The following is a 16521-nucleotide window of genomic DNA, read 5'->3' as shown; positions in this document are numbered from 1 at the left end:
TTTTATCTTAGTTATCGTTATGCCTTGGCGTGACACATGCACATTACAATCCGTCTATCAAAAAATTTAGCGCTACCCAAGTAGCGCTATCATCCGAAATATTTGCTTAGCGTCAAATTCGTTGAACGAGAGATTATCAAGACCTGCTATTTTTCGTGCCAAAAAAAATCCAATCAAAATCCTTGTTTTAACCAGATTCTCTCTATAGAGCGTAACTGGCATTTAGCTCTTATACTTAAATTAGTGAAATTTTTTAAAACCTGACACTTGTGTCAGAAAAATCTTCTGTTATAGTGATCGACAAATAAAATTGCAGCATTCTGTCTCACAAAAAACACAGAATTAGCTAGCGATACCAACAAATTCACGACAAAAGAGTGGATAAATTGTATGTCAGAGAGCAATATCCGATTCTTGCTAAATAACACCTTAGTGTCATTGCAAGATATCGATCCCAACATGACCGTGTTGCAATATTTGCGCGACGAGCGGTTTCAACCAGGCACTAAAGAGGGCTGTGCATCAGGCGATTGCGGCGCATGTACCGTCGTTGTGGCTGAACTTGATCAGTCAAACCCACAGCAACTTAACTATAAGTCGTTAAATGCGTGTATTGCGTTTATTGGCACTATGCACGGTAAGCAGCTCATAACGGTTGAACACCTTAAGCAAGGAGCACAGCTCCATCATGTGCAACAGGCGATGGTTGATAATCACGCATCTCAATGCGGTTTTTGTACGCCGGGCTTTGTCATGTCAGCATTTGCATTGCATAAGCACAATCCAAAACCAAATCGTGAAGAAGTACTTGAAGCGCTTGCGGGCAACCTTTGTCGATGTACGGGGTATCGTTCAATTATTGATGCTGCATTAGTGGCAAGTGATGCGAATGAACCAGACTCGTTTGCACAGTTCTATCAACAAACCGTTGAGCAGCTTACCGAGTTAAACAAACAATCGCATGCCGCACTATCACAGTGTGGTAAACAATATTATGCGCCAACAAGTGCTGATGATTTAGCCCAACATTTGTTAACTAATCCTAACGCGACTCTAGTTGCCGGTGCGACTGACTTGGGACTTACTGTCACGCAGAATTTAGACGAAATTGAACACTTAGTTTATCTGGGCAATGTCGATGCGCTCAATGAATTCGTTGAAAGTGAAAATGAATTTATTGTGGGTTCAGCCGTACCTTATAGCCGATTCACGCCTGCGCTTGCCAATGAATATCATGAACTGGGTGAAATGATAGAGCGGATAGGTTCGCTTCAAATCCGAAACTCAGGTACGTTAGGCGGTAACATTGGCAATGCATCGCCTATTGGTGATATGCCTCCAGCACTTATTGCGCTAAATGCGACGATGACGCTACAACAAGGCCGCTCCGAGCGTACTATAGCGGTTGAAGACTATTTCGTTGACTACAAGAAAACGGTATTGGCTGAATCCGAATTTATTAAGTCTGTCACTATTCCTAAAAAGAGTGCTAATCAGCATCTCAAACTATACAAGATTTCTAAACGCATTGATGATGATATTTCAGCAGTACTCGCTGCTATTAATATTACCTTGGATAATGACATTGTGTCAGATGTAAGTATTGCTTTTGGTGGCATGGCCGCCATTCCAAAGCGCGCTGTTCAATGTGAGCAGGCGTTAAAAGGAAAACCTTTTAATCAACAAGCGATTGATAACGCTAAATTGGCACTTACTCAAGACTTCACACCCATGACAGACGTGCGTGCTAGCGATGCTTATCGCATGAAAGTTGCACAAAACCTCATACAAAAATGCTTTATTGAATTACAAAGTAGACCTGTTGAAACGCGAGTGGTGAATTATGCGTAATCTAACTGATATTTCTCAATACGCGAATAACGTTAAGCCAACAGGCGAAAGCATCGGTTTAGGTGGCGTTGGTCGTTCGAAAAAACATGAAAGTGCCAGTAAACATGTAAGTGGTGAAGCGCAGTATATTGACGATAGACCAACAGCACGCGGGCAACTGCATGCAGCCGTTGGTCAAAGTACACAAGCACATGCCACTATTAAGAAGCTAGATTTAACTCGTGTGCGTAATGCAGAGGGCGTCATTGAAGTGATTACTGTCGACGATGTCCCCGGTCACACAGATATTGGTCCGGTCTTTCCGGGGGATCCTGTACTGGCTATCGGCAAAGTGGAGTATGTGGGACAGCCAATTTTCGCTGTTGCGGCAACATCACATGATTTAGCACGAAAAGCGGTTAAACTGGCCGACATTGAATACGAACCGTTAGAAGCTGTGTTGTCAGTGAAAGACGCTTTGAAAAAGCAACACTTCGTGCGTCCGCCATTTACCATGAAACGCGGTGATTCAACGAGTGCCATCGAAAAAGCTGCGCATCAGTTGTCAGGTGAAATCTCAATTGGTGGACAAGAGCACTTCTATCTTGAAGGGCAAGTCTCATCGGTAGAGCCAGCGGAAGACGGTGGCATGCATGTCTATTCGTCTTCACAGCATCCGAGTGAAGTGCAGAAGCTAGTTGCTGAAGTGCTCGATATTCCATTGAATAAAGTCGTAGTTGACACCAGACGCATGGGGGGAGGCTTCGGTGGTAAAGAAACACAGGCTGCACCATGGGCATGTTTGGCAGCGTTATTGGTACGTAAAACCGGACGCCCTGTAAAATTCAAACTGAGTCGTGCTGACGATATCGGCATGACAGGTAAGCGTCACCCTTTTGAAAACAACTACCATGTTGGTTTCGACGAAAACGGGCAAATCAAGGGTATCGAAATTACGGTAAACGGTAATTGTGGTTATTCGCCTGACTTATCTGATGCCATAGTAGATCGTGCCATGTTCCATTCAGACAATGCGTATTATCTTGACCAAGCCACCGTTACGGGTAATCGCTGTAAACTAAATACGGTATCGCATACCGCCTATCGCGGTTTTGGTGGCCCGCAAGGTATGATGACCATAGAAATGGTGATGGATGATATCGCGCGTTATTTAGGTAAAGACCCGCTGGAAATACGTAAGCTTAATCTTTATGGCAAAGATGAACGCAATGTGACGCATTATCACCAAACGGTGGAGCATAACAAGCTAGCTGAGTTAATTGAGCGTTTAGAGCAATCTTCTGAATATCAACAACGACGTCAGGCAATCACAGAATTTAATACCAACAGCCCAGTGTTGAAAAAGGGCATTGCCTTAACCCCTGTAAAATTTGGTATATCCTTTACCGTGCAACATCTAAATCAGGCTGGTGCGTTGGTGCACATATATACCGACGGTACAATCCATTTGAATCACGGCGGCACTGAAATGGGACAAGGGCTATTCACAAAAGTCGCGCAGGTGGTTGCCCATGAATTTCAGGTTGATGTGGAAACTGTGGGTGTTTCGGCAACACGTACTGACAAAGTGCCAAATACATCACCCACGGCAGCTTCGTCAGGTACAGACTTGAACGGAAAAGCAGCGCAGGCGGCAGCTCGTACAATTAAACAGCGTTTGATCGATTATGCCTGCGAAGCTTATCAAGTAACAGCAAGCGAAGTTGTGTTTGAAAACAATCATGTAAAAGTTGGCGAGCAATCATTTACCTTTGCTGCGTTTGTCCAGCAAGCGTACATGGCACGGGTTTCTTTATCGTCAACTGGCTACTATAAAACACCCAAAATTCACTTTGATCGCGAAACCGCCAAAGGCCGACCATTCTTTTACTATTCAACTGGTGCCGCGGTATCTGAAGTGATAGTTGACACGCTTACTGGCGAATACAAAACATTACGCACCGACATTTTGCACGATGTTGGCCACTCGTTAAATCCAGCGATTGATATTGGTCAAATTGAAGGCGCATTTATTCAGGGCATGGGCTGGCTTACTACTGAGGAACTGGTATGGAATGATCAAGGTCGCATCCTTTCGATTAATCCAGCCACCTATAAAATCCCAGCCATTAGTGATACGCCAGAAGACTTCCGCGTTGAATTAGTGCCTGACGATCCTAATCGCGAACAAACAATTTACAATTCGAAAGCAGTAGGTGAGCCGCCGTTTATGTTGGGCATGTCGGTGTGGTCAGCGTTAAAAGATGCAATTGCTAGTGTGGCCGACTACAAAGTTAGCCCTAAACTAGATACGCCGGCAACACCAGAGCGTGTGCTGTGGGCAGTTGAACAAACACGTTCAGCTGTAAAACAGTCATAATTCGGCATGTGAGGGCAGAATGATGAATTGGTCAAAAGCGACATATAAACTCGCTAAGCAAGGCAAGGCGTATGTTTTAGTCACCGTGATAGGCGTGACAGGATCTACGCCGCGCAATAACGGCACTAAAATGGTGGTCACCAATGATGCATTGCATGACACTATTGGTGGCGGTCACTTAGAGCATGTATCGATCAAGTTTGCCCGTCATTTACTGGTTAATAATCAAGATAGTCAGCAGTTGGAACATTTTCAGCTCGGCAGCCAGCTAGGTCAATGCTGTGGTGGCAGTGCGAGTGTGCTGTTTGAATGTTTCGCAGCAAGCGAAGTGAATATTATGCTGTTTGGGGCTGGCCATGTTGGGCAAGCCTTAATTCCTATGCTAGCCGCTTTACCTGTGCAAGTGACATGGGTAGATAGCCGCGAGTCTCAATTTCCTGAACACTTTGACCAGATAAATAGTCATGGCAATATTCAGCGTGTGGTGAGTGAACAACCAGAAGATGAAGTGGCGCTTATGCCGGCAAATAGCTACTACATTGTGATGACACATAACCATCAAATGGACTTTGAAATCACACAGTCAATCTTGAAGCGAGGTGATTTTGGTTATTTAGGCTTAATCGCATCAGACACTAAGTGGCGACGATTTCAGCAACGATTTAAACACCGTGAAATTTCGCCTGAATTAGTCCAACGCATGCACTGTCCTATTGGTTTACCTGATGTGACCGGAAAATTGCCTATGGAAGTGGCGGTGTCTGTAGCCGCACAAGTTATCAGTATTTATCAGCAACAGGCATTTGCTCAACAGGCAATAAATCGGACGACTAACGATCAGGAAAACGTAAAGGGCTCACATAAAGGTGTGTCATGGAAAGCGTTGGCTGCATCATTACAAGCAGCTGAGTCACCTTCTGAACAGAATGAATCGTCTGTCAGCCAGAACGGAGAAGCTAGTGGCTTAACTGAGACACCAGAATCGCCTGAGGCACAATTATCCTTTAAGGCGCCTACGCGTCATTCCTCGTAAATTTTATATAGGAGAAGCAAGGTGAAACATTTTGCCCTGCAAAGTCAAAACGTCATTATAAACGGCAGTATGAAGGCTGCCTGTGTGGAAGTTAAAGGCGAGTATATTCACGCCATTCACGCGTATGGTACCGAGCTTAACTGTGACGTACGTGATTTAGGTCAACAGGTGCTGATGCCCGGTTTAGTGGATTCGCACGTACATATCAATGAACCGGGACGTACGGAATGGGAAGGATTTAATACGGCGACACAAGCGGCCGCAGCAGGCGGCATTACCACTTTAGTCGACATGCCATTAAATTGTATTCCAGTAACTACAACGCCTGCAGCTTTTCAGGAAAAGCTAGATTCAGTGCACGACAAGCTGTGGGTGGACTGTGGCTTCTGGGGCGGTGTAATCCCACAAAATTTAGATGACCTAGATGATTTGTTAGAAGCTGGTGTACTCGGGGTCAAATCCTTTCTGATAGATTCAGGCGTTAAAGAGTTTCCACATGTTGAAGCTGAGCACATGCGCAAAGCAATTCCAATTTTGGCGAAACATGATGTGCCGTACCTAATTCATGCGGAATTAGACTGTGGCGGCTTTGATGATATTGTTATTGGTGATAAATATCAGAGCTTTTTGGCTTCTCGTCCTAAAAAATGGGAAAACGATGCGATTTCTCTAATGGCTGACTTAGCGCGTGAAGCTAAAAGTAATGGTCATAATAGCAAAATTCATATCGTGCATTTGTCGTCAGACGAAGGGCTCGAATATATTTCACAGGCGCAATCGGAAGGCATTACCTTTACCGCTGAAACCTGTCCGCATTATTTAACGTTGGCATCTGAAAACATTCCTGATGGGAAAACGTTATTTAAGTGTTGCCCCCCAATTCGAGAAAATAAGAATCGTGAACATTTATGGCAGGCAGTAAAAGACGGGCGTATTAGCTTTATCGTATCTGATCACTCGCCTTGTACGCCACAACTGAAACACATTGACTCTGGTGATATTGAGAAGGCTTGGGGTGGGATTTCTGCATTGCAATTTAGCTTACCGCTTATCTGGACAGAAGCGCAAGCGAGAGGATTCACGCTGGTTGATTTGGCACGTCTGATGTCTTTGGAAACCGCTAAATTCGCTGGACTCGATAGCATAAAAGGCAAGATTGCCAAAGGTCATCATGCTGATTTCTTAGTATTTGACCCAGATACTGAATTTACCATTAGCAACGACATGATAAAACATCGTCACAAAATCACCCCGTACGCAGGACGAAAAGTAAAAGGGCAAATTCTACATACTTATGTGCGTGGACATTTGGTTTATCAAGAAGATGAATTCATTGATTCACCTGTAGGGCGTCCGCTGTTAAAAGGCATGTTGAGCTAAGCCAAAACACTATTTGGAGTTATAAATGATAGAAAATACACAAGAACAAAATCATCTAACAGGCGAAGCAAAGGCGCTCGACCAAAAATTAAAACGCCAGTATGTCGACATAGCGAGCGAACGCGTTGGTGGTGAAACATTATGTTGTAGTGACGACTTTTTCGCTGAAATGGAAAACCTACTTAAGCCGGGACGTGGAATTTTCATCGATGACAAATATACTGAACGTGGCAAATGGATGGATGGTTGGGAATCAAGGCGCAGTTACGGTCGAAACAACGGTCGTGAATTTGACTGGTGTATTATTCGATTAGGCATTCCCGGTGTTATCCGCGCTTTTGACATTGATACCAATTATTTTCGTGGTAATGCGCCGCAGGAAGTTTCAGTTGAAGCGTGTGTTAGTGAAGGGCAACCAGACGAAAACACCGTATGGACGCCTATTCTTGAACGCAGTGCTGTAGACGCCCATAGTCAAAACCTATTTGAAATTGACGAATCGTCAGCATGGACGCATGTGCGACTGAATATGTTCCCTGATGGCGGCATAGCGCGTTTTCGTGTATACGGTGACGCGGTAGTAGACTGGTCACAGTTCGTTGACGGTGAGCTAATCGACCTCGCGTATATCAAAAATGGCGCTAAAGCATTATTGGTTAGCGACATGTTTTTCAGCGATAAGAACAATCTGATCATGCCTGGACGTGGCAAAGATATGGGTGATGGTTGGGAAACGAAACGTCGTCGTGATCCAGGGCCTGATTGGTCAATCATCAAACTTGCTGACCGTGGTACTGTTGAGAAGGTCATTATTGACACGTGTCATTTCAAAGGCAACTTCCCAGATACTTTCATGCTAGAAGGGTGTGTGAGTGATAGTGATGACTTTGAGCGTCTTGGCGACAGCATAAAGTGGCAGCCGATTATTGAACGCCAAAAGTTATATGCGCATCGTGAACATATGTTTATGAAAGAAATAGTTGCTGATAACCAGCAAAGTTTTACCCACGTTCGCTTAAGTATTTTCCCAGATGGTGGCGTGTCTCGCATGCGTGTATTTGGCAGACGAATGAGTAACGAAGGGTAATAATTAAGATGGATTTACAAACGCTAAATCAGTTACCTGCAAGTGAAGCGCACCACCACTTCATGCAATGTTGTACGGCGCAGCGCTGGGTAGACGAAATGGTGGCAGCTAGGCCGTTTGATTCGATTGATAAATTACGAAAAGTAGCGGATGAGGTTTGGCAAAACTGCAGTGAAGATGATTTTCTGCAAGCATTTGATGGACACCCTAAAATTGGCGATGTAAACAGCCTGCGTGCCAAATATGCCAATACCAAAGCGTTGGCTAGCGGTGAACAAAGCGCAGTAAATGTTGCAAGCGAAGCGGTATTGCAGGCACTTGCGCAAGGTAATACCGATTATCAGGAAAAATTTGGTTTTATTTTCATTGTCTGTGCAACGGGTAAGAGTGCAGAACAAATGTTGCAATTGCTACAAGCGCGTTTGCCAAACGACAGAGCAACGGAACTGAAAAATGCCGCAGAAGAACAGCGTAAAATATTTCACATTAGGATTGATAAACTATTATGAGTCAGATAACCACACATATTCTAGATACAACTCGTGGGCTGCCTGCGCAAGCTGTACCAATTAGCTTGTATGCTAAACAAGGCGACAGCTGGGAGAAACTAGCGGAAGGTAAAACCAATGACGACGGGCGAATTCCTGATTTGCTCATGGCAGAGCAAACACTTCCGGCAGGCACGTATCGTATGCATTTTGAAACCCAAGCCTATTTTGAAGCCAATAACGAGCAAGGCTTTTATCCTTATGTTGATATTGTATTCGATATTGATAGCAGTGGCAGCCATTACCATATTCCCTTGTTGTTAACAGCGTTTGGTTATTCAACTTATCGTGGCAGCTAAGTCGTTTGAGATGAATTTGTGATGATGATTACACCTGAACCACTTACAAAAGCTGCATTCGCACCATTTGGTGATGTGATTGCGGCCGATGATTCTGCCCATCATTTTCCGATCAACGATGGCTATACTGAGCGATATCACGATCTAGCGAAGGTCGATGTATTGGAAAATGGCGGTCGAGCCATCATCAGTATTTTTCGTTCAACACCACTAGCACAACCTGTGGCAATAAAAATGATGGAGCGGCACCCGTTGTCGAGTCAGGCATTTATGCCGTTAGACAATCGTCCGTATTTAGTGGTTGTAGCGCCGGCTGGCGAGTTAGATGAGCGTCAAATAAAAGTGTTCATAGCCAATGGCAAGCAAGGCGTGAATTACCATGCAGGCACTTGGCATCATTTCTGTTTAGCGTTACATCAGCAAAGTGATTTCTTAGTGGTTGATCGCGGCGGTGAAGGTGAAAATTGTGATGTCGAAACGTTAGACGGCAGCTTAGTGATAGAAACGATTACCGTTAACAGCAGTGTTAGCGAATAGTAAATAGAAAGGTTTAAAAAGATGTTGAGAGCATATAGAGGTGAGATACTGCATTTTCTCGCTGATCCAGCAAAAGTAGCACTTGAAGACAGCTACCAATATTTCGCAGATGGCGTGCTCGTTGTCAAAAATGGCTACGTTGAACAAGTCGGTAGTGCCGAAGATGTTCTTGCATCGTTGCCAGAAGAAACCGAGTTGTCGCATTATCAAGAAGGGCTGATCATGCCGGGGTTTATCGACACGCATGTTCATTACCCACAAACTGAAATGATAGCTTCTTATGGCGAACAGCTATTGGAATGGCTGGAAAATTACACGTTTCCAGCAGAGCGTCAGTTTAGCGATGAAGCGCATGGCCGCAAAATTGCAGAATTCTTCTTGTCTCAACTCTTGGAAGCTGGCACGACAACCGCACTTGTGTTTGGCACTGTACACAAAGAATCGGTAGATGCATTTTTTACCATCGCCCAACAAAAGAAACTACGCATGATTTGCGGCAAAGTATTGATGGATCAGAACTGTCCTGATTATTTGTCTGATACCGCTGAGAGTGGCTATAGCGATAGTAAAGCGCTGATCGAAAAATGGCATGGGGTTGATCGATTGCAGTATGCGATTACGCCTCGATTTGCGCCAACGTGTTCAAAAGAGCAACTAAACAAGGCAGGCGAGTTACTCAGCGAATACCCGAGTGTATACCTTCATACGCACTTGTCAGAAAACAAAGATGAAATTGCCTGGGTTAAAGAACTATTCCCCGACAGCAGTGGTTATTTAGATGTATACGATCAAAGTAAGTTATTAGGGCGTCGCAGTGTCTTTGCACATGGTGTGCACTTGCATGACCACGAGTGTCAGCGATTGGGGGAAACTGATTCTGCAATCGCATTTTGTCCAAGCTCAAATCTATTTTTGGGCAGTGGCTTGTTCAACTTACAACAGGCGCAAAAGTATGATGTGCATGTTGGTTTCGGTTCAGACATAGGAGCAGGTACAACATTTTCAATGTTAAGTACCCTCAACGAAGGCTACAAAACGCAACAGCTTCGCAATGAAAAACTCAGCCCGTTTCAGTCTTTTTATCTGGCTACATTAGGTGGTGCAATTGCGCTTGATTTAGAAGGCACTATTGGCAATTTTGTTAAAGGTGCAGAGGCCGACTTCATCGTACTTGATTATCACGCTACGCCGTTGATGGAACGCAGAATGCAGCATTGTAAAACGCTGACAGAGAAGTTGTTCATTTTGAGCATGCTGGGTGACGAACGTCACGTAATGGCAACGCACATCATGGGCGAACGTGTTTAGCCAATATAATAAGAATAAGAGGTAAATTATGGATCCGTATATTACTGAATGGCTTAATCTCATCATCCGATTTGCACACCTAATTACAGGTATAGCTTGGATAGGTGCATCTTTCTATTTTGTTTGGTTAGACAACCATCTGGAAAAGCCGCCAGCGTGGAAAGACGAGAAAGGCATTGCTGGCGATTTATGGGCAATTCATGGCGGTGGATTTTATGAAGTTGCAAAATATAAATTGGCACCACCACAAATGCCAACTACTTTGCATTGGTTTAAATGGGAAGCTTACACCACGTGGATCACTGGATTCTTACTTCTTTCGCTCATGTTTTATGTGGGCGCTGACGCTTACTTGATAGACAAGCGTGTGGCTGACTTAACGCAGTTTGAAGCTATCGCTATAGGCATAGGTTCTATCGTGGTCGGTGTAGGTAGTTACGAGCTCTTAGTTCGAACTAAGTTGAAAAATCATGGCTTGTTACTGGGTATTATTCTCATTCTATTGGCTACCGCATTATCGTATGGATTAACGCAAGTTTTTAGTGCCCGTGGTGCTTATATGCATATTGGTGCCATTATCGGTACCATTATGGCGGGCAATGTATTTTTTGGCATTATGCCTTCGCAACGCGCATTAGTGAAAGCGGTGGAAGAGGGAACTCGTCCAGATCCAGCTTACGGATTAAACGCCAAGCTGCGCTCAACACACAATACCTATACGACTTTGCCTATTCTGTTCATCATGATCTCGAATCACTATCCAATGACCTATAATCATCAGGCAAACTGGATCATTTTGGTTGCGATAATTTTGATTACTGCAGCAGTGCGCCAATATTTTGTGCTACGCCACTTTGGAAAGCAAAAACCGATGATTCTAGTGGGAGCGGTCATTGCCACTGTTGCCTTAGCTTATGCCGTTGCACCGAAAAAACTAGCGGTAGAAAATGCTAACACGCAACTACAGGTAAGTATTGGTCAGGTACAACAAATTATTGAGCAGCGCTGCGCAAGTTGTCATTCAGATAAGCCGACTGATGAGGTATTTACTGTCGCCCCTGCGGGCGTGATTTTTAATGATATGGCGTCAATTAGCCAATGGGCGCCACGAATAAAAGCGCGAACGGTTGATTCACATGACATGCCATTTATGAACAAAACACAAATGACAGATGAAGAGCGTCAAACGCTTGCACTATGGATTGCTCAAGGTGCTAAAAGCAACTAAGAGTAATTAAGTGCTAGAGCAGAAACGACAATATGAAACGCAAAAAGGCCGCAAGGCTACTAAATTTCCGAGTTGAGGAGATACTGTGAACAAATCAACAACAGCACAGTTGCCAGATGACGCAATTGAACGCATAGACGTAAATGGTTATCAGGTTACCAAAAAGCTACATGATTTTATCAATAAAAAAGTGTTACCTAACACCGGGTTATCTAACAAAGAATATTGGCAGGCAGTTACCACGGTTCTGGACGAATTTATCCCGAAGAATCAGGAATTGTTGGCGCAACGAGAGCGCTTGCAATCTGACATTGATGCTTGGCATAAAGCTAATAATGATGTTACCGACATTGAAAGCTACACCCAGTTTTTAACGGATATTGGTTATATTGTTCCAGAGGGCGAAAATTTTCAGGTGACGACTGAAAATGTCGATGAAGAAATCGCCACTATCGCGGGGCCTCAACTTGTTGTTCCTGTAATGAACGCTCGTTTTGCGCTAAATGCCGCTAATGCGCGCTGGGGCAGTTTATATGATGCGTTGTATGGCTCAAATGTAATTGCCGACGAAGATGGTTGCGAAGCAGGTAAGTCATATAACCCCAAGCGTGGCGCCAAAGTTCAGGCGTATGCTAAGTCATTTTTAGACAAGGCAATCCCTTTGGCGAGCGGTTCGCATTGTGACGCGGTAAATTACGCTATCGACATGCAGCAACTCCGCGTGACGTTAAAAGGTGGTGATGTCGTTGGTCTGGCATCGCCAGAGAAATTAGTGGGTTTTGTCGGCGTTATTACCGAGCCTAAAGCAATACTTTTTGCGAATAATGGCTTACACATAGATATTCGATTTGATAGGGAAAGTGTTGTCGGGCAATCAGATGCGTCGGGCATCAGTGACATCGTTTTAGAGTCCGCGCTTTCGACAATACAGGATTGTGAAGACTCAATAGCAGCCGTTGATGTTGACGATAAATTGCAAGTGTATACTAATTGGCTTGGCTTAATGCAAGGTACACTGGAAGAAACGCTCGAGAAAAATGGACAAACCATTACTCGCAAATTGCATGAAGACCGAACTTATCATGATTTAAATGGCGGTGAGTTCACTTTACCGGGTCGAAGCTTGTTGTTTGTTCGAAATGTTGGCCATTTGATGACCAATAATGCCATATTATCGAGCGATGGCAGTGAGGTACCAGAAGGTATTCTTGATGCGTTGGTGACAACGGCGATTGCATTGCATGATCTTAAAGGCAATTCGCCTTTCAAGAATTCACGTAAAGGCAGTATTTACATCGTTAAGCCCAAGATGCATGGTCCCGAAGAAGTGGCATTCAGTGATGCTATGTTTGCACGTATTGAGCAGCTATTTGGCTTAGCCGATAGTACGATTAAAATGGGGATTATGGATGAAGAACGCCGTACGTCAGTTAACCTGAAAGAGTGTATCCGCGCAGCTAAGTCTCGCGTTGCCTTTATCAACACTGGCTTTTTAGATCGAACGGGCGATGAAATACATACCAGTATGTTGGCAGGGCCAATGGCACCTAAAGATATGATGAAAAACCAGCCATGGATTGACGCGTATGAAACACGCAATGTTGAAATTGGCTTAGCACTAGGTCTTCAAGGAAAAGCACAAATTGGTAAAGGAATGTGGGCCGTACCAGACCAAATGGCCGCTATGGTAGAAGATAAAATTGCCCACCCACAATCAGGCGCAAATTGCGCATGGGTGCCGTCTCCAACAGCTGCAACATTGCATGCTATGCATTATCACAAGGTGCATGTGTTTGATGTGCAAAATGCTATTTTGAATAAAACATTAGATCCATATTCACTCGAAAAATTATTAACGGTGCCCTTACTTTCAGATGCATCAAGCCTAACGCAAGATGAAATTCAGCGTGAGCTTGATAACAATGTGCAGGGGTTATTAGGTTACGTGGTGCGCTGGGTTGATCAGGGGGTTGGTTGTTCAAAAGTCCCAGATATTGACAATGTTGGCCGAATGGAAGATAGAGCCACATTGCGAATTTCCAGTCAACATGTGTGCAACTGGCTCCATCATGGCATAGTGACCAAGGAACAAGTTGATGAGTCACTTAAACGCATGGCAAAAATTGTTGATAAACAAAATCAACATGACGCGTTATATCAGCCTATGGCGGATAATTTTGACAAGAGCATCGCATTTAAGGCGGCTCAAGACTTGATTTTTAAGGGCAAAGAACAGCCTAGTGGTTATACAGAACCACTATTACATTTACGTCGCAAGGAATTGAAGGCAGCAAACACTTAATGTTTGTCCGGCTGATAACTAAAACGCCACACGAATCGCTTCGTGTGGCGTAAATATTTTTGCGACTTGCTCTAAATATGTTTAGTATGCTGCTGATTTATTAAATTTTTGTGTAAGAGGGGCACAGTGGTAGACAAAAAAATGGCTGGCGGCCAAATTCGTCAGAAAAATAAAGCACTCATTTTTAACGCAGCAAAAACCGAATTTGTCACCTACGGGTTCAAAGGCGCATCAATTAAACGTATCGCCGAACGTGCTCAAATCCCTCGCGCCAATATCCACTATTACTTCAAAGATAAAACAGACTTATACGAGCAGTTGCTGTCAACCATCATTGACGTGTGGAACAAAAATTACGACACGTTTAACGTAGATGATGATCCTAAAGCAGCGCTTACTGCGTATGTTCGCTCAAAAGTGATGTATTCCCGAGATGACCCTGAAGCGTCGCGTATTTTCGCCAGTGAAATTATTCATGGTGCGCCGGTGTTGAAAGATTACTTGGCGACTGAATTTCGTTCTTGGGTAGACAGCAAAGTTGCGGTGATAAATGGCTGGATTTCAAAAGGCGCAATTGAACCGATTAATCCCCATCACCTGTTGTTTCTTATATGGAGCTCAACGCAGCACTACGCTGATTTCAACGTGCAAGTACTTGCCGCGCTCAACAAAAACCGCATGTTAAAAAGCGACTATGAAGACGTTGCAGACTCTCTAGTGTTATTTGTGCTCAAGATTTGTGGCATTAAGCCCTAAAGTAGAATGCCATAAATCTGTAGCGACTAAATTGCTTATAAGTGTCTTCTAGCCAAGAGAACATTAGTTGTCGATAGAATCACTAATGCAGCGTATTAGCGATCATTTTTCTTTGAAGATGATTTACTCGATTTAATACCTAATGCAAGCAATACAACGGTGAGCGCAATGAGGAGAAGTATCTCGCCTGTCTCCAAAGTGTCAGTTTTATAATGCGTGAATAACATTGTTGCTAAAGCAGCCCAAAAGTAAAATTCAGATGATGTTGACGAATTGGATTTCAAAACTCTTTCCCTTATAGAATTGACAGATAGTATTGTTTAAACGATTGTCGCTAATTTAGTTGATTGAACTTAAATAGATTGGTGATAGTCTCACCATTATAGATAAAGTCGTTAATTGTTAATAAGTTATCGTTTTCAGGATGATTATTCGCGATTCCTAATTGGAATGCAATTGGATATTGCGCTGTACACCGAGTTTAATGTAACTTTATCGAGATAATGTTGAACTTAAAAGACTAATAATTATGCCCGGTAAATACCCCGATAAGATAAAACAACTACCACTCTATGACGGGCGTTTTGATGCCTACAAACTCGCTGCAAATGGTAGCGACGTGTTATTTGCTTCATATCCCGCGGGTACGTCCATACCGCCACATACGCACGATACCGATAATCATGGCGTCATCACACGAGGTGAGTTGATATTAACAATGAACGGTGAAGTGACTCGTGTCAAAAAAGGGGAGTGGTATCATGTACCAGCCCATGTTGAACATGCAGCACGCTTTGACGTAGACACTGACGAAATTGAATTCTGGTTTCATGAGTAAAATGCACTGGTACTGTTAGTAAGCTATTCAAGTAATATCTGCCGAAGCTTCTCCAGCCCTTTGCCACGATTAACTGTTTTCCAAGCGATTAACAACTCATTGTTGATGACCGGCATGTTATTGGGTAATTCGACGAGCTTACCAGTAGTAAGTTCGTGCTCGATTCGAGATCGAGGCAAAAAACCAATGCCTAAATTCGCCATAATCGCTTTGATTTTTTGTTCAACCGATTGCACATATAGGTGACTGCTTTGCTCAATGACGTTAGCCGATCGAGCAACATCAAATCGCACTGAGTCTCTAACGACAATAGTTCGGTATTGCTTCAGAAGTTCTGCGGTAATTGCTTTGTTGCTTTTGGTTAATTGATGGGAAGGGGCCGCCACAAGAGTGTTGTCTATCTTGTCAAAGTGACGAATTGACAACCCTTGATGGTTTGGCGCTGGGGCTGGTGCTCCAATAACTAAATCAACCCTATCATCGACTAATGCTTCCCAAGTTCCCTTCATGACCTCTTCATGCAAATGCAGTTCAATTGAAGGATATTCATTCAAAAATATCGATAACTTTTCAAAAATTTGGCTGATATCCACAATGGAGTCAATGGCAATGTTAATTTTCGGCTCCCAGCCGTTCGCAATGGTTTGCGTTTGATTGCCAATTTGTTCAACGGCATTTAGTACTTTTCGGCCCTCGTTCAGTAAATGTCTACCTGCTGGGGTTAACACTGAGCGTCGGCCTTGTCTGATAAAAACACTAATACCAAGCTGTTCTTCCAACTTTTGAATGATGTATGACAGGGCTGATGGCACTTTGTTGAGCTCTTCAGCCGCTGCCGCAAAGCTACCTCTATGCTCTATTGCATCAAGCACAATCAGTGCTTCTAAACTAATACCATTGTCATTTGCCATGTGTTTTTACTAATTGTTCAAATATTTTGAATATATTGGTCTGATTTTGGCGGTTATTCAAGGAAAATTGTTGGCTCATAATGC

At 43.6% G+C, this 16521-nt stretch carries 15 protein-coding genes; 13 read left to right on the top strand and 2 right to left on the bottom strand.

Annotated features, from left to right (window positions below; translation table 11 throughout):
• The first annotated feature begins 390 nt into the window (after nt 1–390).
• The 12 genes from xdhA (at nt 391) to ACSLUK_RS07310 (ending at nt 14688) form a co-directional block, all read left to right on the top strand.
• Entirely contained in the window at nt 391–1851 is a 1461-nt protein-coding gene (xdhA, locus tag ACSLUK_RS07365; RefSeq protein WP_448547898.1) for a xanthine dehydrogenase small subunit, read from the top strand.
• The gene (gene xdhB, locus ACSLUK_RS07360) at nt 1844–4210 is read left to right on the top strand and encodes a xanthine dehydrogenase molybdopterin binding subunit (RefSeq protein WP_448547897.1); all 2367 of its coding nucleotides are present in this window, start codon (nt 1844–1846) and stop codon (nt 4208–4210) included. Before xdhA ends, xdhB begins: the two co-directional genes overlap by 8 nt.
• A gap of 19 nt (nt 4211–4229) precedes the next feature.
• On the top strand, nt 4230–5243 hold the full coding sequence (gene xdhC, locus ACSLUK_RS07355) for a xanthine dehydrogenase accessory protein XdhC (RefSeq protein ID WP_448547896.1): 1014 nt from the start codon (nt 4230–4232) through the stop codon (nt 5241–5243).
• A 21-nt stretch (nt 5244–5264) separates the two neighbouring features.
• Nucleotides 5265–6623, top strand: a complete 1359-nt coding sequence (gene allB, locus ACSLUK_RS07350) for an allantoinase AllB (RefSeq protein ID WP_448547895.1) — start codon at nt 5265–5267, stop codon at nt 6621–6623.
• 25 nt (nt 6624–6648) lie between these two features.
• Complete coding sequence (alc, locus tag ACSLUK_RS07345; RefSeq protein WP_448547894.1) at nt 6649–7710, top strand: allantoicase; 1062 nt, start codon at nt 6649–6651, stop codon at nt 7708–7710.
• Between the two features lie 8 nt (nt 7711–7718).
• Complete coding sequence (uraD, locus tag ACSLUK_RS07340) at nt 7719–8219, top strand: 2-oxo-4-hydroxy-4-carboxy-5-ureidoimidazoline decarboxylase (RefSeq protein ID WP_448547893.1); 501 nt, start codon at nt 7719–7721, stop codon at nt 8217–8219.
• Complete coding sequence (gene uraH, locus ACSLUK_RS07335) at nt 8216–8557, top strand: hydroxyisourate hydrolase (RefSeq protein WP_448547892.1); 342 nt, start codon at nt 8216–8218, stop codon at nt 8555–8557. The genes uraD and uraH overlap by 4 nt, the downstream gene beginning before the upstream one ends.
• 21 nt (nt 8558–8578) lie before the next feature.
• Nucleotides 8579–9094 carry an ureidoglycolate lyase gene (locus ACSLUK_RS07330; RefSeq protein WP_448547968.1) on the top strand — a complete coding sequence of 172 codons (516 nt, stop codon included), beginning with the start codon at nt 8579–8581 and terminating at the stop codon, nt 9092–9094.
• A 21-nt stretch (nt 9095–9115) separates the two neighbouring features.
• Nucleotides 9116–10402: a guanine deaminase gene (guaD, locus tag ACSLUK_RS07325; RefSeq protein ID WP_448547891.1), complete on the top strand. Its 1287-nt coding sequence runs from the start codon at nt 9116–9118 to the stop codon at nt 10400–10402.
• Between the two features lie 28 nt (nt 10403–10430).
• Nucleotides 10431–11630 (top strand): urate hydroxylase PuuD, encoded by a 1200-nt coding sequence (locus tag ACSLUK_RS07320; protein WP_448547890.1) that lies wholly within the window; start codon nt 10431–10433, stop codon nt 11628–11630.
• Nucleotides 11631–11715: 85 nt separating this feature from the next.
• A complete protein-coding gene (locus tag ACSLUK_RS07315; protein ID WP_448547889.1) occupies nt 11716–13932 on the top strand; it encodes a malate synthase G in 2217 nt (738 codons plus the stop codon).
• A 126-nt stretch (nt 13933–14058) separates the two neighbouring features.
• The gene (locus ACSLUK_RS07310; RefSeq protein ID WP_448547888.1) at nt 14059–14688 is read left to right on the top strand and encodes a TetR/AcrR family transcriptional regulator; all 630 of its coding nucleotides are present in this window, start codon (nt 14059–14061) and stop codon (nt 14686–14688) included.
• Between the two features lie 95 nt (nt 14689–14783).
• On the opposite strand, the gene ACSLUK_RS07305 is transcribed toward ACSLUK_RS07310, so the two are convergent.
• A complete protein-coding gene (locus ACSLUK_RS07305; RefSeq protein ID WP_448547887.1) occupies nt 14784–14972 on the bottom strand; it encodes a hypothetical protein in 189 nt (62 codons plus the stop codon).
• A gap of 245 nt (nt 14973–15217) precedes the next feature.
• Here ACSLUK_RS07305 and ACSLUK_RS07300 point away from each other — a divergent pair, with 245 nt between their 5' ends.
• Nucleotides 15218–15526: a cupin domain-containing protein gene (locus tag ACSLUK_RS07300; RefSeq protein WP_448547886.1), complete on the top strand. Its 309-nt coding sequence runs from the start codon at nt 15218–15220 to the stop codon at nt 15524–15526.
• Nucleotides 15527–15549: 23 nt separating this feature from the next.
• Here the strand turns inward: ACSLUK_RS07300 and ACSLUK_RS07295 are convergent, their stop codons facing one another.
• On the bottom strand, nt 15550–16437 hold the full coding sequence (locus ACSLUK_RS07295) for a LysR substrate-binding domain-containing protein (protein ID WP_448547885.1): 888 nt from the start codon (nt 16435–16437) through the stop codon (nt 15550–15552).
• Nucleotides 16438–16521: the final 84 nt, after the last annotated feature.

The sequence above is a fragment of the Thalassotalea fusca genome, from assembly GCF_053485835.1.
The sequence above is the reverse complement of the archived record's forward strand: the minus strand, read 5'-3'. Positions and strand labels throughout refer to the sequence as shown.